The sequence below is a fragment of the Bacillus sp. V33-4 genome (assembly GCF_002860225.1).
GTDB lineage: Bacteria > Bacillota > Bacilli > Bacillales > Cytobacillaceae > Bacillus_BJ > Bacillus_BJ canaveralius.
This window is the reverse complement of record NZ_PGVC01000038.1, coordinates 51,429-74,965: the sequence shown is the minus strand read 5'-3', so window position 1 is coordinate 74,965 and position 23,537 is coordinate 51,429. Positions and strand designations below refer to the sequence as shown.

At 41.0% G+C, this 23,537-nt stretch carries 23 protein-coding genes, 1 pseudogene and 1 riboswitch; of the genes and pseudogenes, 18 read left to right on the top strand and 6 right to left on the bottom strand.

Annotation, left to right across the window (positions count from 1 at the left end):
- The first annotated feature begins 151 nt into the window (after positions 1-151).
- From CVD23_RS14600 to dapF, 7 genes and pseudogenes are all read left to right on the top strand, one after another.
- Positions 152-727: a TlpA disulfide reductase family protein gene (locus tag CVD23_RS14600; RefSeq protein WP_101578384.1), complete on the top strand. Its 576-nt coding sequence runs from the start codon at positions 152-154 to the stop codon at positions 725-727.
- Positions 728-905: 178 nt separating this feature from the next.
- A riboswitch (FMN riboswitch) is annotated at positions 906-1,052 on the top strand.
- A gap of 133 nt (positions 1,053-1,185) precedes the next feature.
- On the top strand, positions 1,186-1,839 hold the full coding sequence (gene ribE / locus CVD23_RS14595) for a riboflavin synthase (RefSeq protein ID WP_101666427.1): 654 nt from the start codon (positions 1,186-1,188) through the stop codon (positions 1,837-1,839).
- Between the two features lie 18 nt (positions 1,840-1,857).
- Positions 1,858-2,475: pseudogene (gene ribB / locus CVD23_RS14590) on the top strand (3,4-dihydroxy-2-butanone-4-phosphate synthase); the annotation flags it as partial.
- Positions 2,476-2,506: 31 nt separating this feature from the next.
- Positions 2,507-2,971: a 6,7-dimethyl-8-ribityllumazine synthase gene (ribH, locus tag CVD23_RS14585; RefSeq protein WP_101666425.1), complete on the top strand. Its 465-nt coding sequence runs from the start codon at positions 2,507-2,509 to the stop codon at positions 2,969-2,971.
- A gap of 324 nt (positions 2,972-3,295) precedes the next feature.
- On the top strand, positions 3,296-4,531 hold the full coding sequence (locus tag CVD23_RS14580; protein ID WP_374702645.1) for an NCS2 family permease: 1,236 nt from the start codon (positions 3,296-3,298) through the stop codon (positions 4,529-4,531).
- 207 nt (positions 4,532-4,738) lie between these two features.
- The gene (locus CVD23_RS14575) at positions 4,739-5,995 is read left to right on the top strand and encodes an EAL and HDOD domain-containing protein (RefSeq protein WP_101666423.1); all 1,257 of its coding nucleotides are present in this window, start codon (positions 4,739-4,741) and stop codon (positions 5,993-5,995) included.
- Between the two features lie 146 nt (positions 5,996-6,141).
- A complete protein-coding gene (dapF, locus tag CVD23_RS14570; protein WP_101666422.1) occupies positions 6,142-7,125 on the top strand; it encodes a diaminopimelate epimerase in 984 nt (327 codons plus the stop codon).
- 42 nt (positions 7,126-7,167) lie between these two features.
- Here the strand turns inward: dapF and CVD23_RS14565 are convergent, their stop codons facing one another.
- Entirely contained in the window at positions 7,168-9,000 is a 1,833-nt protein-coding gene (locus CVD23_RS14565; protein WP_101666421.1) for a DNA ligase D, read from the bottom strand.
- Between the two features lie 140 nt (positions 9,001-9,140).
- Here CVD23_RS14565 and ku point away from each other — a divergent pair, with 140 nt between their 5' ends.
- The 5 genes from ku (at position 9,141) to CVD23_RS14540 (ending at position 15,151) form a co-directional block, all read left to right on the top strand.
- Positions 9,141-9,971: a non-homologous end joining protein Ku gene (gene ku, locus CVD23_RS14560; protein WP_101578376.1), complete on the top strand. Its 831-nt coding sequence runs from the start codon at positions 9,141-9,143 to the stop codon at positions 9,969-9,971.
- A gap of 246 nt (positions 9,972-10,217) precedes the next feature.
- Positions 10,218-10,766, top strand: a complete 549-nt coding sequence (locus CVD23_RS14555; protein WP_101578375.1) for a glycerol-3-phosphate responsive antiterminator — start codon at positions 10,218-10,220, stop codon at positions 10,764-10,766.
- Positions 10,767-10,985: 219 nt separating this feature from the next.
- Positions 10,986-11,810 carry an MIP/aquaporin family protein gene (locus tag CVD23_RS14550; protein ID WP_101578374.1) on the top strand — a complete coding sequence of 275 codons (825 nt, stop codon included), beginning with the start codon at positions 10,986-10,988 and terminating at the stop codon, positions 11,808-11,810.
- Between the two features lie 30 nt (positions 11,811-11,840).
- Positions 11,841-13,331 carry a glycerol kinase GlpK gene (gene glpK, locus CVD23_RS14545; protein WP_101666420.1) on the top strand — a complete coding sequence of 497 codons (1,491 nt, stop codon included), beginning with the start codon at positions 11,841-11,843 and terminating at the stop codon, positions 13,329-13,331.
- Between the two features lie 140 nt (positions 13,332-13,471).
- Positions 13,472-15,151 carry a glycerol-3-phosphate dehydrogenase/oxidase gene (locus CVD23_RS14540; protein WP_101666419.1) on the top strand — a complete coding sequence of 560 codons (1,680 nt, stop codon included), beginning with the start codon at positions 13,472-13,474 and terminating at the stop codon, positions 15,149-15,151.
- A gap of 53 nt (positions 15,152-15,204) precedes the next feature.
- Here the strand turns inward: CVD23_RS14540 and CVD23_RS14535 are convergent, their stop codons facing one another.
- Complete coding sequence (locus CVD23_RS14535; protein WP_101666418.1) at positions 15,205-15,408, bottom strand: hypothetical protein; 204 nt, start codon at positions 15,406-15,408, stop codon at positions 15,205-15,207.
- Positions 15,409-15,878: 470 nt separating this feature from the next.
- Here CVD23_RS14535 and cspD point away from each other — a divergent pair, with 470 nt between their 5' ends.
- From cspD to CVD23_RS14515, 4 genes are all read left to right on the top strand, one after another.
- Positions 15,879-16,079 (top strand): cold-shock protein CspD, encoded by a 201-nt coding sequence (gene cspD / locus CVD23_RS14530; protein WP_101578371.1) that lies wholly within the window; start codon positions 15,879-15,881, stop codon positions 16,077-16,079.
- Positions 16,080-16,442: 363 nt separating this feature from the next.
- Positions 16,443-17,873, top strand: a complete 1,431-nt coding sequence (locus CVD23_RS14525) for a DEAD/DEAH box helicase (RefSeq protein WP_425427544.1) — start codon at positions 16,443-16,445, stop codon at positions 17,871-17,873.
- A 99-nt stretch (positions 17,874-17,972) separates the two neighbouring features.
- Complete coding sequence (locus tag CVD23_RS14520) at positions 17,973-18,173, top strand: cold-shock protein (protein ID WP_101578369.1); 201 nt, start codon at positions 17,973-17,975, stop codon at positions 18,171-18,173.
- Positions 18,174-18,513: 340 nt separating this feature from the next.
- Positions 18,514-18,723, top strand: a complete 210-nt coding sequence (locus tag CVD23_RS14515; protein ID WP_101666417.1) for a cold-shock protein — start codon at positions 18,514-18,516, stop codon at positions 18,721-18,723.
- A gap of 119 nt (positions 18,724-18,842) precedes the next feature.
- On the opposite strand, the gene CVD23_RS14510 is transcribed toward CVD23_RS14515, so the two are convergent.
- Both CVD23_RS14510 and CVD23_RS14505 read right to left on the bottom strand, forming a co-directional pair.
- Positions 18,843-19,133, bottom strand: a complete 291-nt coding sequence (locus tag CVD23_RS14510; RefSeq protein WP_101666416.1) for a DUF6509 family protein — start codon at positions 19,131-19,133, stop codon at positions 18,843-18,845.
- A gap of 41 nt (positions 19,134-19,174) precedes the next feature.
- A complete protein-coding gene (locus CVD23_RS14505) occupies positions 19,175-20,239 on the bottom strand; it encodes a DUF3900 domain-containing protein (RefSeq protein WP_101666415.1) in 1,065 nt (354 codons plus the stop codon).
- 304 nt (positions 20,240-20,543) lie between these two features.
- Between CVD23_RS14505 and CVD23_RS14500 the strand changes: the two genes are divergently transcribed.
- Together CVD23_RS14500 and CVD23_RS14495 are read left to right on the top strand one after the other, a co-directional pair.
- Positions 20,544-21,437, top strand: a complete 894-nt coding sequence (locus CVD23_RS14500) for a YitT family protein (protein WP_101578365.1) — start codon at positions 20,544-20,546, stop codon at positions 21,435-21,437.
- A gap of 154 nt (positions 21,438-21,591) precedes the next feature.
- Positions 21,592-22,035 carry a DUF6376 family protein gene (locus CVD23_RS14495; RefSeq protein WP_101666414.1) on the top strand — a complete coding sequence of 148 codons (444 nt, stop codon included), beginning with the start codon at positions 21,592-21,594 and terminating at the stop codon, positions 22,033-22,035.
- A gap of 153 nt (positions 22,036-22,188) precedes the next feature.
- Here the strand turns inward: CVD23_RS14495 and CVD23_RS14490 are convergent, their stop codons facing one another.
- Both CVD23_RS14490 and CVD23_RS14485 read right to left on the bottom strand, forming a co-directional pair.
- Complete coding sequence (locus CVD23_RS14490; RefSeq protein ID WP_101578363.1) at positions 22,189-22,392, bottom strand: hypothetical protein; 204 nt, start codon at positions 22,390-22,392, stop codon at positions 22,189-22,191.
- Positions 22,393-22,498: 106 nt separating this feature from the next.
- Positions 22,499-23,431 (bottom strand): HNH endonuclease signature motif containing protein, encoded by a 933-nt coding sequence (locus tag CVD23_RS14485; RefSeq protein WP_101578485.1) that lies wholly within the window; start codon positions 23,429-23,431, stop codon positions 22,499-22,501.
- Positions 23,432-23,537: the final 106 nt, after the last annotated feature.

Sequence of the window (23,537 nt, the reverse complement as noted above, 5' to 3'; positions counted from 1 at the left end):
AATTTCAAATTTAAAAGCTAAATCAATTTTTCTTGTTGTGTAAATAGTGTATGATAAAACCAACCGCGATGGCTAGTTTCTATTAAATATTTACAATAATAATGCTTTTTTTGGATAACTGTAAAAGGGGAATGAAAGTAGGTTAGCAGGTTTGAAAAGATTGTTGATAATGGCAGCTGCCGCCATCCTTGTTTTGTATCTAGTAGATACCTTCATTTTAATGGATAACAAACCGAGTGAAGAGATTCTCAAAATTGAAAAGTACGAGGAAGTTAATAATCCAAACGAGCTTCCGATTGGGATAGAGCCGGGAAATCGGGTCCCCAATTTTGAATTAACGGATATCGAAGGAAAGAAGGTCATCCTTGAAGAATTAAGAGGAAAAAAGCTTCTACTTAATTTCTGGGCAAGCTGGTGTCCGCCATGCAAAGAAGAAATGCCTTATATGCAAGAAATGTATGAGAAATATCAAAAGGATGGTTATGAAATACTTGCCGTCAATTCAACGGTTACAGAAAAAAACAGGCAGGATGCCGTTGATTTTGTGAAAAAGTACGGACTGACATTTCCAATTCCAATGGATGAGAGGAATGAAGTTTCTTCCCGGTTCGAAATACTCACGTACCCGACAAGCCTTTTTATTGATTCTGACGGAATCATTCGCAGCAGAATTATCGGCGGAGTAAATAAAGAATTTTTAGAAGATGAACTGAAAAGATTACCATAAGAAGAGGAGATGCCGTTTGCATCTCCTGTTTTTTTGTAACTGTTGTTAGCAAGATCCACAGATTAAACACTTTAACAGATATCCTGTGGTACAAAAACCTGAATCTAAAAATTGCATAAATTATTACGTTAATGTACGATAGCAATAACAACTTAATTTTAGTATGGCTATATTTTATAGCCGCCTTCGGGGTCGGGTGCAATTCCCAACCGGCGGTGATGAGGCATCGGTCTCTAAGCCCGTGACCCGTTTTCACATTTTGGAAACGGTGGATTTGGTGAAATTCCAAAGCCGACAGTAAAAGTCTGGATGGGAGAAGGCATAAATATGCGTTGGAAAATAGCTTTTTACAACGTTTATTTTGTCATGGCTTTCACCCCGTACTGTTTTTAGTACGGGGTTTTTAATTGTACAAATTAAAATTTTCAGAAGGGCATCCATAAAGGTGGTGAGAAAGAATGTTTACAGGAATCGTTGAAGAAATTGGCACATTGCAGCGTATTTCACAACAGGGTGAAGCGTTAAAATTGAATATTTATGCCAAAAAGGTGCTTGAAGATATTCAGCTTGGCGATAGCATTTCGATCAATGGAGTTTGCCTGACGGTAACCGAATTCAATGCTAATTCATTTGCTGCCGATGTGATGCCGGAGACGTATAAATCGACTTCCTTGTCGCTTTTGCGGAGAGGGTCGCCTGTGAACCTCGAACGGGCGATGGCAGCGAACGGCAGGTTTGGCGGTCACTTTGTTACAGGCCACGTTGATGGTACCGGGTCGATCATCCGTAAGAAAACAAAAGATAACGCCATATACGTTGATATTGAAATTCCCGAACACGGGATTGAGTATGTTGTCTTTAAGGGGTCGATTGCGATTGATGGGACGTCACTAACGATTTTTGCGGTAGAAAATAATCTCATTACCGTTTCGCTCATTCCCCACACAAGTAAAGAAACCGTTCTTGGCTTGAAGGAACCAGGCGAGATTGTGAATATTGAATTCGATATGCTTGCAAAATATTTACATACCATCATCGAGAACAAAATGAGCAGCCAGCAAAAAGACAACCGGATATCTGCTGATTTCTTACGGGAAAACGGCTTCATGTAACTGAAAGGTGGAATTTAAATGTTTGACCGAATTGAAGATGCCCTTGAAGATTTAAGACAGGGAAGAATAGTCATTGTCTGTGACAATGAAGATCGCGAAAATGAAGGAGACTTTGTCTGTCTCGCTGAACTTTCCAGCCCGGAAGTGATCAATTTTATGGCGAAGGAAGGCAGGGGTTTGATTTGCGTGCCAATTACAAAAAAAATGGCCGAGAAGCTACGATTGGACCCAATGATCGAAAACAATACCGATTCACACGGAACGGCTTTTACCGTCAGCATTGATCATGTTGAAACGACGACGGGGATCAGTGCGTTTGAGCGGTCTTTAACGATCAGAAAAATGCTGGATAAGAAAGCAACCGGAGGCGATTTTAAACGTCCAGGGCATGTTTTTCCGCTTATCGCCAACAACGGCGGTGTCGTGGAAAGAGCCGGCCATACGGAAGCGGCTGTTGATTTAGCTAGATTATGCGGCTCGCCGCCAGCCGGGGTTATCTGTGAAATCATGAATGAAGACGGTACGATGGCCAGAGTTCCTGACTTGAAGAAGCTTGCCAATAAATTTGATATGAGGATGATTACAATCGCGGATTTAATTCAATACCGTCTTAAACATGATTCACTTGTTCAAAAAAGATGAAATTGTATATAAGGAGAGAAACACGATGAAAAAAATAATCGAAGGAAATTTGATTGGAACAGGCTTGAAAATGGCGATCGTTGTCGGCCGTTTTAATGAATTTATCACAAGCAAGCTGCTCAGCGGTGCCGAGGATGCGCTTTATCGGCATGGCGTCCAGGAAGAAGATGTCACGATTGCCTGGGTTCCGGGAGCATTTGAAATTCCTTTGATGGCCAAAAAACTTGCCGAATCAGGAAAATATGATGCTGTCATTACGCTCGGAACAGTAATAAGAGGGGCGACACCCCATTTCGAATACGTTAGCGGCGAGACGGCAAAGGGTGTTGCCAGCAGCAGCCTCCAGACAGGGATCCCAATCATTTTTGGCGTATTGACGACCGAAACAATTGAACAAGCGATTGAACGGGCCGGTACAAAAGCTGGAAACAAAGGCTGGGAAGCAGCAACAGGTGCCATTGAAATGGCGAATTTGTACAAGCAGCTATAATAGACGGAACAAGCTCCAGTGTGGGGCTTGTTTTTTTCTGGCTGTCAGATTATCCACTCAATTGGGGAATCAAGTTTTACATCTAGTTTTTACATGCAAAGCAGTTGAAAATTTGAAATCCAGATTGGGTATAAAGCTTTTACAAAATGCTTTCTGTAGAATTAACAGTACTTTTCTGATAAAATACTGACTTGTGGCTTACCTGAACTTTTCAGGCAAAGCGGGTAGGGAGAGGGCTATGAAAAACTGGATATGATTTAATTGCACAATAGGCTAAATCAATTCTTTCAGCTTGAAAGAAATCAGACATCGGTAAAACAAGAGATGCTGGCCGGCTCGGTCGGTTTTTTTACGATTGTCTATATCATTGCGGTGAATTCGCTAATCCTCTCAGAAGCAGGAATTCCTTTGGAAGCGGCGATCATCGCTACGATTGTGACCTCGGTGACTGGCTGCCTGTTAATGGGATTGTGGGGAAATGCCCCGATTTTACTCGTGCCCGGGATGGGAATTAATGCTTTATTTTCCTACACGATGGTCAACTCAATGGGGTTATCCTGGCAGGAAGCACTAGGAGTCGTGTTTGTTTCCGGACTGATGTTTTGCATCGTTGCTTTTTCAAAGTATGCGAAAAAATTAAGTGAGGCGATTCCGTATTCTTTGAAGGAGGCGATTACGGTTGGTCTTGGCCTGTTTCTCATGTTCATCGGACTTGAAAAAGGCGGGATTATCGTAAGGGGCAGTAACTCCATTATTTCACTTGGTGAACTAGGGAATCCAGAGGTGGTTGCAACGATTTTGACATTTTTGATTGCAATCATTTTGTTTTTACGTAACGTTTCCGGCAATTTTTTTATCAGTATCATCGCCGGGACGATCATTTCCTGGTCCTTCGGCTTAATTGGCCCGGCTGCCTCGGCAGAAAAAACGTTTACCTTGCATGATTACTCGACTGTGTTTGCGGCTTTTTCTTTTGATGGAGTGCTTTCTTTTACTTTCTGGGTAGCCGTTTTCTCAATGACGATGGTACTTGTTTTTGAGAATATCGGCCTTGTTCACGGTCATTTGAATTTTATCGGGAGATCCGAGAAATTCACACGTGCTTTTCAAGCAAACGCTGTTTCTGCACTGCTTTCTGGTTTATTCGGCACGAGTCCGACCGTTTCAACGGTTGAGAGTGCAGCAAGCATGGCTGCCGGGGGGAGAACCGGGTTGACCGCTGTCACCGCAGGCCTGCTCTTTGGTGTATCGGCATTTTTAATCCCATTGATCAAATTAATTCCTGACAGTGCGATTGCCCCGATTTTAATCATTATTGGCGGGTTGATGCTGCAAAATATCCGCAATCTTGACATGAAGGATTTAAGTGAAAGTTTTCCGGCTATGTTTATTATTGTGATGATTCCATTTACCTACAGCATTGCTGACGGAATTGCGATTGGATTTATTCTTTATCCAATTTTGAAAATTGCTATTGGTAAAGCACGCGAAGTTTCTTTAACATTATATTTCATTTCTGCTTTATTTTTAATGAATTTTGTCGTTCATTTTATTAGTTAACAAGAAGGGGGCACCTTAGGGTGTCTCTTTTTGTTTTCACGATTTTTGTAATCTCTTGCTTGTTTTCGTCCAAATAAAGGAGATAATTGCTTATCATGTAAAAAGTTTTCTGAAAGTTACAAATTTCGACAAAGTTACAATGATCTTTCCGCTAGAATGTAGGGTGGGATCAATAGACATTTGCAGACGGTTCGGAGGTTAACAGGAATGGAAGTTTTTGTTGCAAGGCAGCCGATTTTTAATAAGAAGGAAGAAGTTTTTGCTTACGAACTTCTCCATCGAAGCAATCAAGTAAATGTGTTTCCGAATGTAAATGGAGATCAGGCAACCGCCGATGTAATTATTAATAGCTTTCTGAACATCGGAATTGATGATGTAGCGAATGGCAAGCCATGCTTCATTAATTTTACAGAAAATCTTCTTCAATTGCGGCTGCCGACCTATTTTCGGCCGCGCGAAATTGTTGTTGAAATACTGGAGTCGGTCGAGCCTAGTGAAGAAATTATTGAGATTTGCCAGGAACTGAAAGCGCTCGGTTATAAAATAGCTCTTGATGACTATGCATTAAATGAGCAAAACCCATATTCTTCTGAGTTGCTGAGCTACGCTGATATCATAAAGGTAGATTTTTTACAAACATCGTCAGAAATCCGGGAAAGGATCGAATCTGCAGCAAAGTCGCAGAATATTCAGCTGCTTGCTGAAAAAGTTGAAACGAAAACAGAGTTTCTAACAGCAAAAGAAAAAGGCTACGATTTTTTTCAGGGCTATTTCTTTTCAAAGCCTGACATTGTTTCGACCTATGATATACCTACGTACTTCCCGTCCTATTTTGAAATGATCCAAAATTTTTCAATGACTGCACCAAGTATTGATGAGGTTTCAGAACTAATAGAAAGAGATTTATCCCTTTCTTATAAATTGTTAAAGCTAATTAATTCACCGGCATTTCGCCCGAAATATAAAATTAACTCAATCCGCCAGGCGATTATTTTGCTCGGGTTAATCGAAACCCAAAAGTGGATATATGTTATGGCAGTAAGAGAGACAACAGGAATGGCAAAAAGTTTATCAAAGGAAACAATAAAAATTTGCCTGACCAGAGCTAAAATGTGTGAATCGGTTGCGAGGCTAAAGAAACAAACAGCGTTTTGTTCAAGTTTCTTCATGACAGGTATGTTTTCTTTAATGGATACGGTGATGGGAACTTCGATGGAGAAGATCCTCAAAGACTTGCCGCTGCAAGACGAGATTTGCGAAGCTCTAAAAGGAGAGCCAAATTGCTATAAGGAAGTACTCGACCTTGTCGTCGCAGTTGAAAAAGCGGATTGGATTAAGATTAATCAGAAATGCCGTGAGTTTAAGATTGAGGAAAAGGACTTGTTCTTGATCTATGCTGAAGCGTTAAACTGGTCTGATCATCTCCTGAATGACGAAGCAAGTAACCAAAACAAGTTAATATAGGCGAGTTCATTCGTATACTGCCGAAAAAAATAACTGTGTTTGGAAAAGCACAATAGGAATAACTTTAATTGAATATTAAACTGAAATGTGGCACTCTTGTAATAGCTATTTTTAAAGCCAGTAAAACGATGATGGAGGTTTAGTCCTTGCAGATTGATATCATAAAATGCCATGGTTCCGGCAATGACTTTTTACTAATAGATGAGCTTTCAAATGATTACGTCTTTACGGAAGAGCAACGGGCAGAACTTGCCAAAGCATTATGTGAACGTTCAAGCGAACTGGGAGCGGATGGAATATTGTATGTCATGCCTTCAAAGCATGCTGATGCACGGATGCGTGTGTTTAATGCAGATGGTTCCGAGGCGTCGATGTGCGGCAATGGCTTGCGCTGTGTTGCCCGTTATGTTTGTGAACTGCAAAAAAAGAGCAGTGCTGTAATCGAAACCATGAAGGTCAATCTGTCTGTTAATAAAATGGATGATCTTTTTGCTCATGTTCCAACTTATCAGGTTGAAATTTCACCTGTTTCTTTTGCTTTAAAAGATTTACCGTTAAATCTTCCCCAAGAAAGCTTGCATCATGAAAAGATACCCGCTCTTTCCGATCAATTGCGATTTACGGCTTTGGCTGTTCCAAACCCGCATCTTGTCGCGATCGTCGAGGCTGAGCAAATTCATTCAGACTTGCAAAAACACTTGAGTGAGCGCGTAAATGGCCCAAATGATTTGTTTCCTGATGGTGTGAACGTCAGCTTTGTTACAGCGCTTGAGGACGGGGCAATTTATGTGAGGACCTTTGAACGAGGCGTCGGTTTTACAAATGCCTGCGGTACGGCGATGTCTGCTTCAAGTCTTGTCACATACTTGAACGGATTAAATGACAAAGAAAGATCGATCGAGGTTTATAATAATGGCGGGAAGGTTCACTGTATCATCCACGAACAAAACGGAAATTATTCAATTGACTTAATTGGAAATGCCACGTATGTATACAAAACGAAGGTCAATTTTAATTGGAACGCCGTTGATCATTTCCAAACAGGCCCGAAGGAATTCTTCAAAGAGGAATCAACACATTATGAAAAATTACAGGAGCATGTAAAAGACTATTTAAGCAAATATATTTAAATTTGAAAAGCAGCCGCCATTATAACAGGTAGCTGCTTTTTGCTATTTAGCCCCATTGGTAAGAAACTCCAAAACAGGTTCAAATGATTGTATTTCCTTTGTTTGGAAGAATGTTTGGAAAGGACATCCTTGCGTTTTTAATCTTTTTAACATCGTGGTTATTTGAAAGGTGTCTATAGTTAATTTTTCGTTTACCTCCTCCCAAAAAAGCGGCGCTGAAATCGTTGCATTTTTATTTCCTCTCGGAGAATATGGAGCAATGATCGTCTTTCCTTCTGCATGCTGGACATAGTCGACATATAGGCGTTTTCCACGCTTTTTCTTCATTCGTTCGACCGTAAAGGAATCAGGGTCCTTTGAAACGAGATAGTCGGCGACAAACGATGTAAACATGCGGGTCTGCTCGTAAGAAAAGCGGTTTTCCGGCAATGGTAAATATACTTGGAGACCTTTATTCCCGGATGTTTTGATAAAACTGATGAGCTTGAGATGGTCCAGCACTTCCTTAATCAAGCGGGCCGCCTTAATGGCGAGCGGAAACGCATCCTTTGAGGGCGGGTCGAGGTCAAAGACTATTTCACTCGGGCCAGTGCTATGAATCGTTTGGAAAGGAACATGAAACTCGAAGGCAAGCTGGTTGCCAAGCCACAGCAAGCTTTTCAGATCGTTGCAAACAATGTAGTAGATCCCATCGCTTTCGCTGGTGTCAATGAATTCAGGTGTATAATCGGGCCGGTTTTTCTGAAAAAATGCTTCACCAAATATTCCATGCGGATAGCGTATTGTAGTCAAGAGCCGATCCCTTAAAAACGGCAGAAAATAAGGGGAGATTTCTCGTAAATAATGAATGTAATCGATTTTTTTAATGGGCGGCGTTTCCCAAAGCGGCTTATCGGGATGGGTAATTTCGACATCAACAGGAACGTTTTTCTGCTGCTGGACAAATTTTTCGAATGTACATTCTTCAGGCATCAAGTCAAAACGAAATCGCTCGAAATGGGGTTCTCTCATTTGCAGTTCGTATATTTCCAAATATTTTAGCTCTACACAAATAGCAGGTTCAACATAAATAAATTCGCTGTCTTCCTCTATTTTATTTTCTTTAACGATCTGGAATAACGCATTTTTCTCTTCAGGCTTAAGTCCAAATAAGAAATTTCCGATCGGGACAGGGCTGCCATCCTTAAATACTGAAGCATAAAAATAGCCATTTGTCTTTTCATAAGCTGAAATGAAACAAGACACGTACTTCCAATTTTTATTTTTTATCCATTCCCGCGTCCTTGTTCCAGCTGTCCAGTGACTATTCACCTGCTTTGCGACGATTCCTTCGCCATCATACAGGATAACCTTCTCCCAAATTTTCTTAAAATCTTTATGCGCCGGAATCATCTGAACCAGCTTATGCTGTTTTTCGTCAGGTTCGAGGGGAAGGCCTGCCGTTTTAAAAAAATTCAGCAAAATTTCCTTGCGCTCGATGAATTTCTTCTCTTTTAAGGATTTGCCCTTCAGCTGTAAAATATCAAATATCAGCAGCCTGCATGGGGAAGCTTTGGCCTTCTGATGTATTCTTTGTTCAGACCGCATCCTGCCTCGAACTTGGATGGAATCAAAGCCAGCTTTAAAGCGGTTTTCGAGAAAGACAAGCTCTCCATCGAGTACAAAAGGCAGGTAGGGTTCGAAGACGGAGCGATTTTCAACAAGAAACTGTTCAATTTCCGGAAATAAGGAAAGAAGCTCTTTGCCGTTCCGGCTAATTAAAGTTATGTCATTGTCCCAGGTTAATATCGCTCTAAACCCGTCATATTTCACCTCATAAACCCAATTTTCGCCTTTAGGAACATCAAACGTAAGGGTAGGCAGCATCGGTTTCATTCTGCTTTCATCCTTTCGAGCTTTGTTTATATTAGCTTGCCTTTTTGGCATTAAAACTAATCTGTTTCCAGTTGTTTTAATGAATTTCTTGCCTCTGTTCACACAAATTAAGAGTAAACAAAAACGAATGGAGAATCCGTATGCATACAATTTGGAAGGGCAGCATTAGCTTCGGACTGGTTAATATACCGATTAAGCTGCATGCAGCAACTGAAGATAAAGATGTGAAGCTCCGCACTTTGCATAAGGAATGCAAATCACCAATTAAATACGAAAAGGTTTGCCCGGTCTGTGAAAAGGAAGTAAAAAATGAAGACATCGTAAAAGCTTTTGAGTACACAAAAGGGAAGTTTGTGGTTCTAGATGACGATGATTTAGAAAAATTAAAGAAGGAAAATGAAGATAAAGCGGTTGAAATTATCGATTTTGTCAAGATCACAGAAATCGATCCGATTTACTACAGCAGAAGCTATTATATGTCACCGGGAGATGGAGGAGGCAAGGCATATTCACTGCTGCGAAAAGCGCTTGATGAGTCGGACAAGGTTGGGATCGCCAAAATCGTGATTAGATCAAAGGAACAACTGGCAGTAGTGCGGGTATATAAAAATACACTGGTCATGGAAACGATACATTATCCGGACGAAGTTCGCGGAGCGATTGATGTACCCAATGTTCCTGCCGAAGATAAAGTAACTAAAAAGGAGCTTGATACGGCGATCATGTTAATTGATCAGCTGACAGCCGAGTTTGAGCCGGAAAAATATACCGATGACTATCGGAATGAACTGCTGGAATTAATTGAAGCGAAACGTACAGGTAAAGAGACGGTTACCCCGACGGAAAAAGAGCCAAAATCAAATGTTACCGATCTCATGGCTGCCCTGCAAGCTTCTATTGATAAAACAAAACCAAAAAAGGCGCCAGCCAGAAAAAAGCGCACCGCCACGAAAACAAGAAAAGAAGCATAGGAGTTGAGTGGATTTGTCCATGAAAACAATGGCCATCCCTGTTTTTCATATATGAAAAGAGATCTGGAAGTTTGCATGTGCTTCATGTATGATTTTATTAATCCGAGAAACAGGCTAAAGCTCAGCCTCCCGTAATCCATTTTCCGGCAGTGATGCGGTTGGTGATGCTACTACTGCCCCCGCATTGCCCATCGGTTGAAAAGAGGCGATTGTTGAATTCTGCGAACAGCAAATGGAGGTAACAGAGTGAACCAAAAGATCTTGCCAGCGTCATCAAGTATGAAAGAGTTTGAAATATTTTTGGATAGTCCCTATCAGATCGGTGTGTTTCTGGAGATGCATATCGCTCAATTAAAAAATGTCAATGCGATGGCGCGACAGCATAATAAAAAAATGATTTATCACGTCGATATGATTCATGGCATTAAAAACGATGACTATGCTACAGAATACATATGCCAGGAATATCGACCGTACGGCCTTATTTCAACAAAGTCGAGCGTCATCCATAAAGCAAAGCAAAAAGGGGTGATAGCCGTGCAACGGATTTTTTTAATTGACAGCCATGCCCTTGAAAAGAGCTACAAGCTTGTTGAAAAGACCAAGCCAGATTACATCGAAGTCCTTCCAGGTGCAATGCCGTGGATGATTAAGGAAGTGAAGGAACGCCTGAACACTCCTATATTTGCCGGTGGCTTAATCCGTTCACCCGAGGAAGTAAAAAATGCCCTAAAAGCAGGTGCTGTCGCGATTACCACGTCGAAAACGGACCTATGGGATATGTTTATCCTCTAGGTCGATCAACATACACAAAGAAAAAAATCTTAATTTGTTGACAACGCTTTCACAGGTCAGTATACTGATAATTAACAAGTTAATGAATCGTGATGGAGAAAAGGAGATTCACGCAGATTGCCTCTTTCAGAGGGTTATTCTGTCGTGTATCTCCTTTTTCTTATCAAACTTGTTGTTAAATAAAAATCAAACGCTTTCAAAAAAGAAAGGGGAGTATTTATGACTGCTTTTATGGGAGAAGTCATCGGCACCATGATTTTGATTATCTTTGGAGCCGGAATTGGCGCCGGGAACACATTGAAAAAATCTTACGCCAATAATGCGGGATGGATTGTCATAACCATCGCCTGGGGACTTGCCGTAACAATGGGAGTATTTGCGGTTGGATCCATCAGTGGTGCACACTTAAATCCTGCGGTAACGATTGGATTGGCAGTGAATGGAGATTTTGCCTGGGCGGATGTACCGGCATATATCCTCGCGCAAATGATCGGTGCTATTTTAGGTTCTTTTGTAGTCTTTTTACATTACTTGCCGCACTGGAAAGAGACTCCTGATCCGGCAGCCAAGCTTGGTGTATTTTCGACAGGCCCGGCAATTCCTCACACATTTTCAAACCTTTTAAGTGAAATTATTGGTACTTTTATTCTTGTTCTAGGATTGCTTTTCATTGGTGCAAACCAATTTACAGAGGGATTGAACCCAATCGCGGTCGGCTTACTGATTGTTGTCATCGGGATGTCGCTTGGTGGAACAACCGGTTACGCGATTAATCCGGCTCGTGACCTTGGTCCGCGGATTGCTCACTTTTTGCTTCCGATCCCAGGTAAGGGTGGCTCCAACTGGGGGTATTCCTGGATTCCGGTGGTTGGTCCGATTCTGGGTGGTTCACTAGGCTCCGTATTCTATCAATATATGTATAACGGAAAAGTGAATGCGATGACATGGAGTGTTATCTCTATTACAATAGTAATATTATTATTAGCGTATTTATTCGGAAAAAAACAGTCAGGTGAAATGGACCAATCAAAGGCTGTCGCATAAAAACATAACATATTCGGGGGAGAGGCATTCATGGAAAAATTTATTTTATCTTTAGACCAAGGAACAACAAGTTCACGGGCAATTCTTTTTAACAAACAAGGAGAAATTGTTCATTCTGCCCAAAAGGAATTTACGCAATATTTTCCACAGCCGGGCTGGGTCGAGCATAATGCAAATGAAATTTGGGGCTCGATTTTGGCGGTTATAGCCGGCTGTTTATCCGAATCCGGAGTGAAGCCTGAACAAGTCGCCGGGATCGGGATTACCAACCAGCGTGAAACGACTGTTGTCTGGGATAAGGAAACAGGCCAGCCGGTATATAACGCGATTGTCTGGCAATCCCGGCAAACTAGCGACATTTGCGATGATCTAAAGAAACAGGGCCATAACGATTTATTCCGCAATAAAACAGGCTTGCTCATTGATGCATACTTCTCCGGAACGAAAGTAAAATGGATTTTGGATAATGTTGAAGGCGCACGCCAAAAAGCAGAAGAAGGCAAGCTCTTATTTGGAACGATTGACACATGGCTCATCTGGAAGCTATCAGGAGGCAAAGCACACGTAACCGATTACTCAAACGCGTCAAGAACACTGATGTTCAATATTTATGATCTTAAATGGGATGATGAGCTTCTTGAAATTTTAACAGTACCAAAGTCGATGCTGCCTGAGGTTCGCCCGTCTTCTGATATATATGCGCACACAATCGACTACCATTTCTTTGGTAAAGAAGTGCCGATTGCCGGTGCAGCAGGTGACCAGCAAGCAGCACTTTTCGGCCAGGCTTGCTTTGGTGAAGGGATGGCGAAAAACACTTATGGAACCGGTTGCTTCATGCTCATGAATACTGGCGAAAAAGCGGTTCGTTCAGAGCACGGGTTGTTAACAACTCTTGCCTGGGGATTGAACGGGAAAGTGGAATATGCCCTTGAAGGAAGTATCTTTGTTGCCGGCTCTGCCATTCAATGGCTTCGTGACGGATTAAGAATGCTAAAGGATGCAAAAGATAGTGAGGGATATGCAAGCAAGGTTCAATCTACTGACGGCGTCTATGTTGTGCCCGCTTTTGTTGGTCTTGGAACACCATATTGGGATAGTGATGTACGTGGAGCAATCTTTGGCATAACACGGGGAACGTCAAAAGAACACTTTGTCCGGGCGACACTTGAATCGCTTGCCTACCAGACAAAAGATGTTCTCGGCGCAATGGAAGCAGATTCGGGAATTGAACTGAAGACATTGCGTGTTGATGGTGGAGCAGTTAAAAATAACTTTTTGATGGAATTCCAAAGCGACATTTTAAATGTTCCTGTTGAAAGACCTACTATCAATGAAACGACTGCACTTGGCGCAGCCTATCTGGCCGGGCTTGCGGTAGGTTACTGGGAAAGTCAGGAAGAAATTGCCCAACAATGGTCCATTGATCGATCATTTGAACCTACAATGGCTGACAACGACCGCGACAAGCTCTATCAAGGCTGGAAGAAAGCTGTCCATGCGACAATGGCATTTAAGTAATATTTTTCAAAGACATAAATATATGTTATGATTAAACTAAGTTAATACTCGGCAGGAGACAGGGAGAGACCACAAATACACTATTGGATCTAGCGATAGTGTGCTTTGTGGTCTTTTTTCTACATTAGGAGGGTACTAAAATGGAAAAGTTTTCGAACCTGAACAGAACAACAATAGTAAATAAGCTGAAGTCTGAATCCTTTGATGTTCTTATCATCGGGGGAGGAGTTACAGGCGCTGGAATTGCACTTGATGCTGCTGCTAGAGGAATGAAAGCTGCGCTCGTAGAGATGCAGGATTTTTCAGCTGGAACCTCCAGCCGTTCAACGAAGCTTGTTCATGGAGGCCTTCGCTATTTAAAACAATTTGAAGTGAAGCTGGTAGCAGAGGTGGGCAAGGAAAGAGCGATTGTCTATGAAAACGGTCCACATGTAACGACACCGGAATGGATGCTGCTGCCTATGCATAAAGGTGGAACGTTTGGCAAAACAAGCACGTCGATCGGTTTGATGGTATACGACTTTCTGGCGGGTGTGAAAAGAACAGAGCGCCGAAAAATGCTTGGTGCTGATGAAACCTTAAATAAAGAACCGCTTGTCAAAAAAGACGGCTTAAAAGGCGGCGGTTATTATGTAGAATATCGGACAGACGATGCCCGCCTCACGATTGAAGTGTTAAAAGCTGCAGTTGAAAAAGGAGCTACCGCCGTAAACTATGCGCGCGCCGACAATTTGTTATATGAGAATCAAAAGGTTGTCGGGGCATCAATAACCGACTTAACGACGGGAGAAGTGTTTGAAATCCGTGCTGACAAGGTGATCAATGCGACAGGGCCGTGGGTCGATACAATCCGTGAAAAGGATGGCTCCAAAAAAGGCAAAACGTTAAAGCTTACCAAAGGCGTTCATATTGTCATTGACCAGAGCCGCTTTCCGCTGAAACAGGCTGTTTATTTTGATACACCTGACGGACGGATGGTGTTTGCGATTCCACGCGAAGGAAAGGCTTACGTTGGAACAACGGATACTTTTTTTGATGCGGACAAAGCGAATCCAGGCGTAACACAGGAAGACAGGGCTTATATCATTGACGCCATCAATTACATGTTTCCAACTGTGAATATTACCGAAGCGGATGTCGAATCCAGCTGGGCCGGCATCAGACCGCTCATCCATGAAGAAGGACGGGCACCATCAGAAATATCACGGAAGGATGAGATCTGGGAATCTGAATCAGGACTTATCACGATCGCAGGCGGTAAGCTGACAGGATATCGGAAAATGGCAGAAACGATTGTCGATTTAGTGGCACAAAAGCTAAGTAATGAGAAAAATAAGCAGTTCCCGAAAAGTTCAACAATGCATATGCCGATCTCCGGAGGGGACGTCGGTGGATCAGAAGGTTTTACTCGCTATATTGCTCAGCAAACAGAACAGGGGATGTCTTTAGGGTTGACAAAAGAAGAATCTTCCCAGATTGCAGCCATTTATGGTTCGAACAGCCCGGTTGTTGTTGAATTAATTAACGCCAATCACGACATAAGAAACAAATACCAGCTGCCAAAGGTTTTATTCGGACAATTAGAATATGCAGTCCAATATGAAATGGCTGCAACCCCGCTTGACTTTTTCTATCGTAGAACGGGCGCCCTGTTGTTTAATATCGCCCTCGTTAAAAAATGGAAAGAGCAGGTAGTTGATTATTTTGCTGACAAGTTCGCCTGGACAGATGGGGAAAAACAAAACCACATAAAGGAATTAGAAGCGGCAATAGCCGAGGCACAGCCTGGTTATAAAGAAAATACAAAACTCTCCATTTAATTGGAGAGTTTTTTCATTGAAGAATTTATAAAATAATACAGAGGTTTGCGAATTTATTTTTTTTCAATAAACTTTGTTTTGTAATAGATATAATCAACTTTACGCTTTGTACTCATTAATTGTGACGCTAATATTGCTGTGTAAATTGTTGTTAAGATTAATCCGCCGAAAGCGATGCTATATAACGCATTACCTTTTTTCTGTCCAGTTAACAAGTTTGTTCTGCATTTTTGCTTTAATCGATTATCAACAGTCATTTCATAACCCCTTTAAATTAAATTTGTAAGTTTATTATCTTTTGTAATAAGATGAAATATACACTTATACATTGAAGGAAAGATACAGGTTAAATTTTGGTAACGAACCTGCTTATTCTCATGCAATTCTGACGATAAGCGACCAGCTTTACGCCCGGCATATTTTCTATTAAAAATACTGATTTATTGCAATCCCTTTTGCATTATTAGCCTGGAAGAAAAGCGAATCCCACTTTTTTTCTTACTGGGGATACAGGATAGAAAAGGGCAATTAAAGTTGACTTTGCGGCTCTATTAATTTACTATTAAAGTAACGCTATAAAGCTCGTTATATAATTAGATGGATACAAGTAGTCGCAACTGGAATGAAAGTAGGCCGATTCCTTATTTCGTTGCAAAGCTGCGGCTTTCGTTTTTTCCGAATTTTATAAAAAGTGTTATGGTGAAACAATTTCAGGAGGTTTTTCATTATGAAAAACGGTAAAGTAAAATGGTTTAATGCAGAAAAAGGATTCGGATTCATTGAAGCAGAAGGTGGAGAAGATGTATTTGTTCATTTCTCTGCTATTCAAGGTGATGGCTTCAAATCATTAGACGAAGGCCAAAGCGTGACTTTCGAAGTTGTTGAAGGAAACCGCGGACCACAAGCGGCTAACGTTACCAAAGCTTAATAACTCGAAAATCTTAAGGTGGTGCTCAGGTGGCACCGCCTTTTCCACTTATATCCTCTTTTCATAAATACCTGCATTTTGTCAATTAGGACAATCCTTTCCAACTGAAGATGTAAAGAATCAGGGGCCTAAAAGCCATCCCGCAGAACTAATTTTGCTTGGCCGGTCATGGAGCAGTTAAAGATGATAGCAGAGGGCTTGATTCTTTTTTGTAACTTTTGTAAAAGTAACGTTTTAATTGCCAGCGGATAGGTAAAATATGAATGGAGAAAGAAAACATTTTATAAAATATTGATGCATTACCTTAAGGTCAAGGTAATAAATGAGCATCCACACCAATGGTGTGAAGGAGGCATACACGGTTTGACAACATTTGAGCAATTTAATTTAAGCAAAGAACTTCAACGTGCTGTATCGAATATGGGCTTTGAAGAACCAACACCGATTCAAGCACAGGCGATCCCGCTTGCATTGACAGGCAGGGATTTAATTGGCCAGGCCCAAACTGGAACAGGTAAAACAACCGCTTTCGGGATTCCGCTGATCGAAAAAGCAGTCATTGAAGATGGCATTCAGGGCTTAGTTCTCGCACCAACGCGTGAGTTAGCCGTACAGGTGGCAGAGGAATTGAACAAGATCGGCAATGGAAAGGGAATTCGCACATTGCCAATATATGGCGGGCAGGATATTAGCCGTCAAATCAGAGCTTTAAAGAATAGGCCGCAAATTATTGCTGCCACCCCCGGGAGGTTAATGGATCACTTAGATCGCAGGACGATCCGTTTGCAAAACATCCATACTGTTGTCCTTGATGAGGCAGATGAAATGCTGAATATGGGCTTTATTGAGGATATTGAAAAGATTCTTGGCCAGATACCGACGAAATATCAAACTCTGCTTTTCTCGGCTACAATGCCAAAGCGAATTCAGTCGCTTGCTGAAAAATTTATGGACAATCCTGAGCTGGTCAGAGTCAAAGCAAAAGAAATGACTGTCACGAACATTGAACAGCATTATGTTGAAGTTCAGGAAAAGCAAAAGTTTGATGTGTTATCCGGCTTTCTTGATATCCAATCTCCTGAACTGGCGATTATTTTTGGACGGACAAAAAAACGGGTCGATGAACTGGTTGAAGGTTTAATCAAACGCGGTTACTCGGCAGAAGGAATTCACGGGGACGTTCCCCAGTCGAAACGGGATCAAGTAATCCGCCGTTTTAAAGAACAGTCAATTGATATCATGGTTGCCACAGACGTAGCCGCCCGTGGCCTTGATATTAGCGGCGTTTCCCATGTATATAACTTTGATATTCCACAGGATCCCGAAAGCTATGTACACCGGATCGGCCGAACAGGACGTGCAGGCAAAAAAGGTATTGCCATAACTTTCGTAACGCCGCGGGAAACAGACCATTTGCGGTCAATTGAAAATATGACTAAGAAAAAAATGTCCAAAACACCGATTCCGACGATGGGAGAAGTTTTGGCAGGCCATCAGGAAGCGACCATGCAGCGGCTTCGCGATGTAATGGAACAAGGTAATTTCTCAGAATATAAGCATATTGCCGAAACACTGCTGGAGGATACAGATTCGGTGACATTGCTTGCTTCCGCATTAAAACTATTAACAAAAGAGCCGGATGCAACACCTGTCAGATTAACGGCAGTGGAGCCGCTCCGTTCTAAAAAGCCGAACGCCGGCAGAGATCGAAACCGCTCTGATCGGGATTGGAACCGCCGCAATGATAGAAGCAGAACAAGAAATCGTCCGGCTCGCAAGAATAAATTCCAGTAATATAGGTTTAATTTGGCATAAATTGTCCATATTATTAGGTATAGTGGCAGTCCATAAAATACCACTCATATGCTTGATTAATTTAGGAGGAATTAAAAAATGGCAACAGGTAAAGTAAAATGGTTTAATTCAGAGAAAGGCTTTGGATTTATCGAGACGGATGGTGGAGAAGATGTGTTTGTTCATTTTTCTGCTATTCAGGGAGATGGATTTAAGACGTTAGAAGAAGGTCAAAGCGTGACTTTTGGTGTCGAAGAAGGCCAACGCGGACCTCAAGCTGTCAACGTCCAAAAAGCTTAATTTTTTGCATTATAAAAGGTTTTTGGTGTAAAGAAAGCTATTTTATAAATGAATAATGCCAGTAGAATTCACTGTTATGTAAAGGATCGAGCGGCTTTTAAGGCAAGCAACACATATTAGATGCAAGCTTGGGGCCTGGAGGTATTGCGTTCATGGCAGTGAATTCTTTTTTTAAATATTTTAATAACATGATGAAAATCGGTTGGACTCTTTTGACGTCTTGTTCCAGCGCACTTCTTTATTTAGGCTAAAAGTATTAACAAGATTTGCCGGCGCGGTGCATATAATAAATGTGTTTGGTGCCAGTCCGTTAAAAATAGAAACGGGGAGGAAAAACATTATGGCGTTTGGTAGAAAGAAAGATATAGAAGTAGTAACGGAAGAAACGAAGGTATGGGAATGTACATCTGATGGCTGCAACGCCTGGGTAAGGGATAATTTCAAAAGCAGTGAAACACCTTTATGTCCTATCTGTAGTAGTGAGATGAGGCAGGGTATTAAACTGCTCCAAGTTGTTGTTAACAGCAGCCCCAAGTATAAGCATTCTTGAACTGATTGACTTAAGGATCCGTCCATAATTTTTAGTATAAATAGTAAGAGAATTATTATTTTTCGCTATTGTAACCGAATAGAAGAAAAACGGGCAAATGGATTGCCCGTTTTTATATTTCAGAGTGCTTCCTTATAATGTTCCTTGCAGAACGCTGCTACCTTTTCTTCCTCATCTTCCTCCAGCTCAAACTCAAGAATTTTTTCAGTTGCATCATCGATGAAATGATAGTTGGCGATTTTTTCGCTTTCTTCGGTCACGATAAACAGTACTTTAAGAGATAGTCCTGCTTCCATGTGCAATTCGTCGTCTTCAGGAACCTCTACTCTTAGAAAAAAATCATAGCGATCTCCGGTTAAAATTCCGAATGGATCTCCGATTTTTTCAACTGTATACTCCGTGATATTCATTGTATTGCACCCCTTCGGACATTTTTCAAGGTCATTCGGCTTTATGCTTGTTTCTTTTTTATTCTGTCCATTATTTCTTCAAGATTCTCTGGTTTTAAAAACTCAATCGGTGAAAAACCTTTTTCAAAGTTGATTGAATCGGATTCAATCAGCATTACATATTTATCGTTCATTTTGCCGATATGGATGTGATCGCCGAAATCCGCAAGCATTCCATTAACGGAAATGTGGTCAAGCTTCACTTTTAGCTCGAGTTCAGGTGTATGGTCGACTAATTGGGCAGCAGCTTCGACAATCTGGGCGGTGGAAAATTGCTCTTGCAGCTCCCGTTTTGGGCTCGATGCCCATATTTCCATCGCTGATTCAAACTGTTCTCTTTCGTCGCTGTCAGGCTCAAACCGATCTTCAAGCTGCTCACGAACCATGCCGATCACTTGTGTCTTAACAATCTCCGGCATTGACTCAGCGTAATCAACATACTTCAAGAAGTCCTCAAAATAGCGTGCATGCGATGCCTGGTGGATCTTTAATTCAGCCTCTTCAATGATCCCCTCTTCAGGCATATATGGATATTGGATCGATTTCATATTTTTCGTCGTTATTGCCATTTCGACATGATTAATTAAGGTTGACTCATCAGAAATGGACGCAACTTTTGGTTCAAAGTCACACTTCATGATAAACACAAAAGGTTCGTCAAAATATTTTCTCAGCTTTGCTGAGGCAACCAGAAAAACGCCGCCACGGACAGCGCTTGTATCCAAGTAAGCCTGCACCAATTGTTCGTTTGCTTCCTGAAATTCAGGACTGGATGTGGCTGATTTTACCCTTTGGAAAAGATTATAGTTCGGATTTGAACTAAGCTCATGCCCAGCTTCGACAATAAAATGACCGATCTTGGTCGGGACTTGGTCTGTTTTTGGATGGCGGTCAACTTTTCTTTTTGAAATTTTCGCCAGTTCACCGTCCAAAAAGATTTTTAACGCGCTTTGTTCATAATCTTCATGGTTTAGCGTTTGAAAATGTTTATAGCGTCTATCTGTTTGCTCGCCTTTCCCTTCTACTTGAATAACGTAAAAGGATAAATAGATGATTTCAAAATCCATGATGTTCCCCGTTTCTGCAATTCAGCTCTCCTCAGTATAGAAAAGCAGGCTGTCTTTCGTCAATGGAAAAGGTCTAATATAAACGGACAGAATTTACTAATATATATTCGAAAAGTAATTAGTAGAGAGCATACTGCTTGTCAAAGAAAGGAATATAAGGAAAAATAGTCTTACGAGTATTAAGTGCTATGGGACTGTCCTTAATCATAATGTTAAACTAAGGGTATGGATGGTTTTCTTCGAATAATTTCGATAGTTAACATACAATCGCACAAGGTATTTAATGATGAAAGGGGCGTGGATAATGAACGGATTTGAACCACATACACTTGAAAGCATTCGACATAAAGGTTTACCAAAAACGAAGCTCGCGAAGAGGATATTTTTTATTGTTCTTGGTGCGATCTTAATGGGGGTTGGCCTGGAAGAATTTTTAGTTCCAAATCGTGTTTTGGACGGGGGAATTGTCGGGATTTCGATTATCCTTGCTCATCTGACAGGCTGGCGATTAGGCCTTTTTATTTTTCTTTTGAATATACCGTTTATTTTCATCGGATATAAGCAAATTGGGAAAACCTTCGCCCTATCGACACTGCTTGGAATCGCGGTACTTTCCGTGACTACATTTCTGCTGCATGAAGTCCCTGTCTTTACCGATGATCTACTGCTTGCGACTGTTTTTGGCGGAATGACTCTCGGAGTCGGAGTCGGAATGGTTATCCGCTATGGAGGCTCTCTCGATGGCACCGAAGTAATGGCTATTTTAGCTAATAAGCAGTTGCCTTTTTCGGTTGGTGAAATCATCATGTTTTTCAATTTATTTATTTTCGGGACAGCCGGTTTTGTATTTGGCTGGGATCGTGCGATGTATTCGATGATTGCTTATTTTATCGCATTTAAAGCGATTGATATTGTCATTCAGGGGCTTGATGAGTCAAAATCAGCCTGGATTATCTCTGACAATCATCAAGAGATTGGCAATGCCATTATTGCCCGGCTTGGCAGGGGAGTCACATATTTAGATGGAGAAGGGGCCTACACAGGTGATAACAAAAAGGTCATTTTCTGCGTGATTACCCGGCTTGAAGAAGCGAAGCTGAAAATGATCGTTGAAGACCTTGATCCATCCGCTTTTCTCGCCGTCGCAAATATATCTGAAGTGCGTGGCGGAAGATTCAAAAAGCGCGACATCCATTGATACATTCCTGAAGGCTGCATCGTGCCAGCCTTTGTCCATATACTTTGAATCCACAGGCCTTCGATGTAAATAAAAGGACTTTGATAATCTGAAACTTAAATATCTTTCAACCGTATTTATATTTAATAAAAAAATTTATTGAAGGGAGTCAACAATGAAGAAGAATATAACCATTGTCGGAATGATAGCCATCCTGCTAAGCGGCTGTTCGTTCATGGAGGATTTAAATCAATCGGTCGAATATGTCAATGATGCAACAACTTATATAAACGAAGCAAACCAATTTAGAGAAGAATTGCCGAAATTGGCGGAAGAAGCAATAGCTAACAATGAATCGGTTCAGGAGCTTAAGAACAGCTTGATTAATATGAAAGAAGATGCAGAAATTTTCATCGCCATTGAACCACCACAAATGGCAGAAGATATCCATGCCCAATTAACTGATTATAGTGAACAATTAAAAGTGGCCATAGATACGTATCTGGAAAATATCGAACTAGGAAATCTTGATTTAACTACATTGGAGGATTCGCAAATATTAACGACATTAAATGAAATTTCCAGTGTTGTTGAGCAGTTGGAACAGTTGGGATCTTAATTAGTATGTATGATGATCTGCGTGATTATTGACGAAACTTGAAGTGGAAGGCAATGAAATCAGATTGCGTTTCAACATAAAACGAAAAGAGTGATTTCTATTATTTTTGTTTCAATAAATAGAAGTCACTCTTTATGTTTTGTGCGCCGTTAGTTATACACCCATTTTTCGTCTTGTGTTGCTGACTTTTTTAGTTTGCTGGCTTTTCATTCTTTTCGTCGATTGAGAGTTATTGCCATTTAATTTGTTGTCAGCAGCTTGATTTTTCTTCGCTTCAAGCTGCTGCTTGATCGCTTCCTGCAAACTCACTTTCTTTTTTTGTGGTTCTGCTTGGTTTATTTCATTAGCATCAGACATATGTGATTCTCCTGTCGAGTTATTTTAGAGTTATTATAGCCTTATTGTTATTTATCATATCATAAAACGGAAGGTTTAAATCGTTCAAATGGCATTTATGTATAATTCATTCTTCAACTAACTTTTGAAAACTTTGTAAACCTTTTGGAACCGCCACGATTTCATCGTCGATTTCAAACGCAAATTTTTCATGGTTGTTTTCCAATAATTTCACTTTGCCATAATGCAATTGTCTGTGATGGTTAGGACAAACCGTGATGAGACTCAGGCTGGAAATAGAATTATCATAAGTTTGCGGATTAGGCATTACATGGTGTGTCTCTGCATAATATTCGCCATTAGGTGTTTCAAAGTAGAACGGTTCAATGCCAAGTGCAGTACATATTTCACATTTAAACCCTGAAGACCTTTGATAGTCCAGGGCAACATGGCTTTTTTCAATATATACACTGAGCGCTTCTGTTACTTCGCGAACTCCATGTATGTAAGTTCGCTCTAAAAAATGTATATCTTCGTATTGGCGAATTCGAGTATTAAAAAATTCAAACTCCAGCTTTTCGGTACCACCTATACTGCTGATTATACTTTCAAAAGTATGCGGATTAAGGGGGATGGAAGCCGTTTGAAAACCGTGGACAAGGTATTTATCGTACTCAGGTGACTCCTCTTCTCTAAAATGGTCCAAAGATATTGGCCTTCTTAACAAGTTTTGTAAGTACTTAATTTCGACACTATATCTTGGTTTTTCTTTTTCATCTTTTTCTAACCATAATTCATCTCCAGAAATTGAAAGGAACGGGGATCCGAGGATTTCGATGATTGCATAAATCCCTCGCCTTAAGCGCTTTTTTCCGTTTAATTGTTCCTTTGTCCTTTGATCATGCCCCACTCGAATAACCCCCAGCTGGCCCTTTTTAAACCAGTCTTTTTGCCAACGGGCCACCGAGAATAAATCATAAACTTCACCTGACAATAAAAACTCATCAATAGCCCACATTTTCGGGTTTGAAAAAAAAGTCCAATATCCAGTAGGTTCCACGCGCGTTCGCCTCCAATAGAAAACTCGACAATGTTCTTTCGTTATAACAACCACAGCTTTAGTATGTAAAATTACGCTTGGTTTCTATCACGTTGTAAGCAGATAA

Bases quoted from the DNA above. Each gene is read 5' to 3' on its own strand.
- CVD23_RS14550 (WP_101578374.1), top strand. From the start codon at position 10,986: ATGACTGCTTTTATGGGAGAAGTCATCGGCACCATGATTTTGATTATC.
- CVD23_RS14540 (WP_101666419.1), top strand. From the start codon at position 13,472: ATGGAAAAGTTTTCGAACCTGAACAGAACAACAATAGTAAATAAGCTG.
- CVD23_RS14505 (WP_101666415.1), bottom strand. From the start codon at position 20,239: ATGGATTTTGAAATCATCTATTTATCCTTTTACGTTATTCAAGTAGAA.
- glpK (WP_101666420.1), top strand. From the start codon at position 11,841: ATGGAAAAATTTATTTTATCTTTAGACCAAGGAACAACAAGTTCACGG.
- CVD23_RS14495 (WP_101666414.1), top strand. From the start codon at position 21,592: ATGAAGAAGAATATAACCATTGTCGGAATGATAGCCATCCTGCTAAGC.
- CVD23_RS14490 (WP_101578363.1), bottom strand. From the start codon at position 22,392: ATGTCTGATGCTAATGAAATAAACCAAGCAGAACCACAAAAAAAGAAA.
- CVD23_RS14580 (WP_374702645.1), top strand. From the start codon at position 3,296: ATGCTGGCCGGCTCGGTCGGTTTTTTTACGATTGTCTATATCATTGCG.
- CVD23_RS14535 (WP_101666418.1), bottom strand. From the start codon at position 15,408: ATGACTGTTGATAATCGATTAAAGCAAAAATGCAGAACAAACTTGTTA.
- CVD23_RS14500 (WP_101578365.1), top strand. From the start codon at position 20,544: ATGAACGGATTTGAACCACATACACTTGAAAGCATTCGACATAAAGGT.
- CVD23_RS14575 (WP_101666423.1), top strand. From the start codon at position 4,739: ATGGAAGTTTTTGTTGCAAGGCAGCCGATTTTTAATAAGAAGGAAGAA.
- CVD23_RS14515 (WP_101666417.1), top strand. From the start codon at position 18,514: ATGGCGTTTGGTAGAAAGAAAGATATAGAAGTAGTAACGGAAGAAACG.
- CVD23_RS14510 (WP_101666416.1), bottom strand. From the start codon at position 19,133: ATGAATATCACGGAGTATACAGTTGAAAAAATCGGAGATCCATTCGGA.
- cspD (WP_101578371.1), top strand. From the start codon at position 15,879: ATGAAAAACGGTAAAGTAAAATGGTTTAATGCAGAAAAAGGATTCGGA.
- ribE (WP_101666427.1), top strand. From the start codon at position 1,186: ATGTTTACAGGAATCGTTGAAGAAATTGGCACATTGCAGCGTATTTCA.
- CVD23_RS14520 (WP_101578369.1), top strand. From the start codon at position 17,973: ATGGCAACAGGTAAAGTAAAATGGTTTAATTCAGAGAAAGGCTTTGGA.
- CVD23_RS14565 (WP_101666421.1), bottom strand. From the start codon at position 9,000: ATGAAACCGATGCTGCCTACCCTTACGTTTGATGTTCCTAAAGGCGAA.
- ku (WP_101578376.1), top strand. From the start codon at position 9,141: ATGCATACAATTTGGAAGGGCAGCATTAGCTTCGGACTGGTTAATATA.
- ribH (WP_101666425.1), top strand. From the start codon at position 2,507: ATGAAAAAAATAATCGAAGGAAATTTGATTGGAACAGGCTTGAAAATG.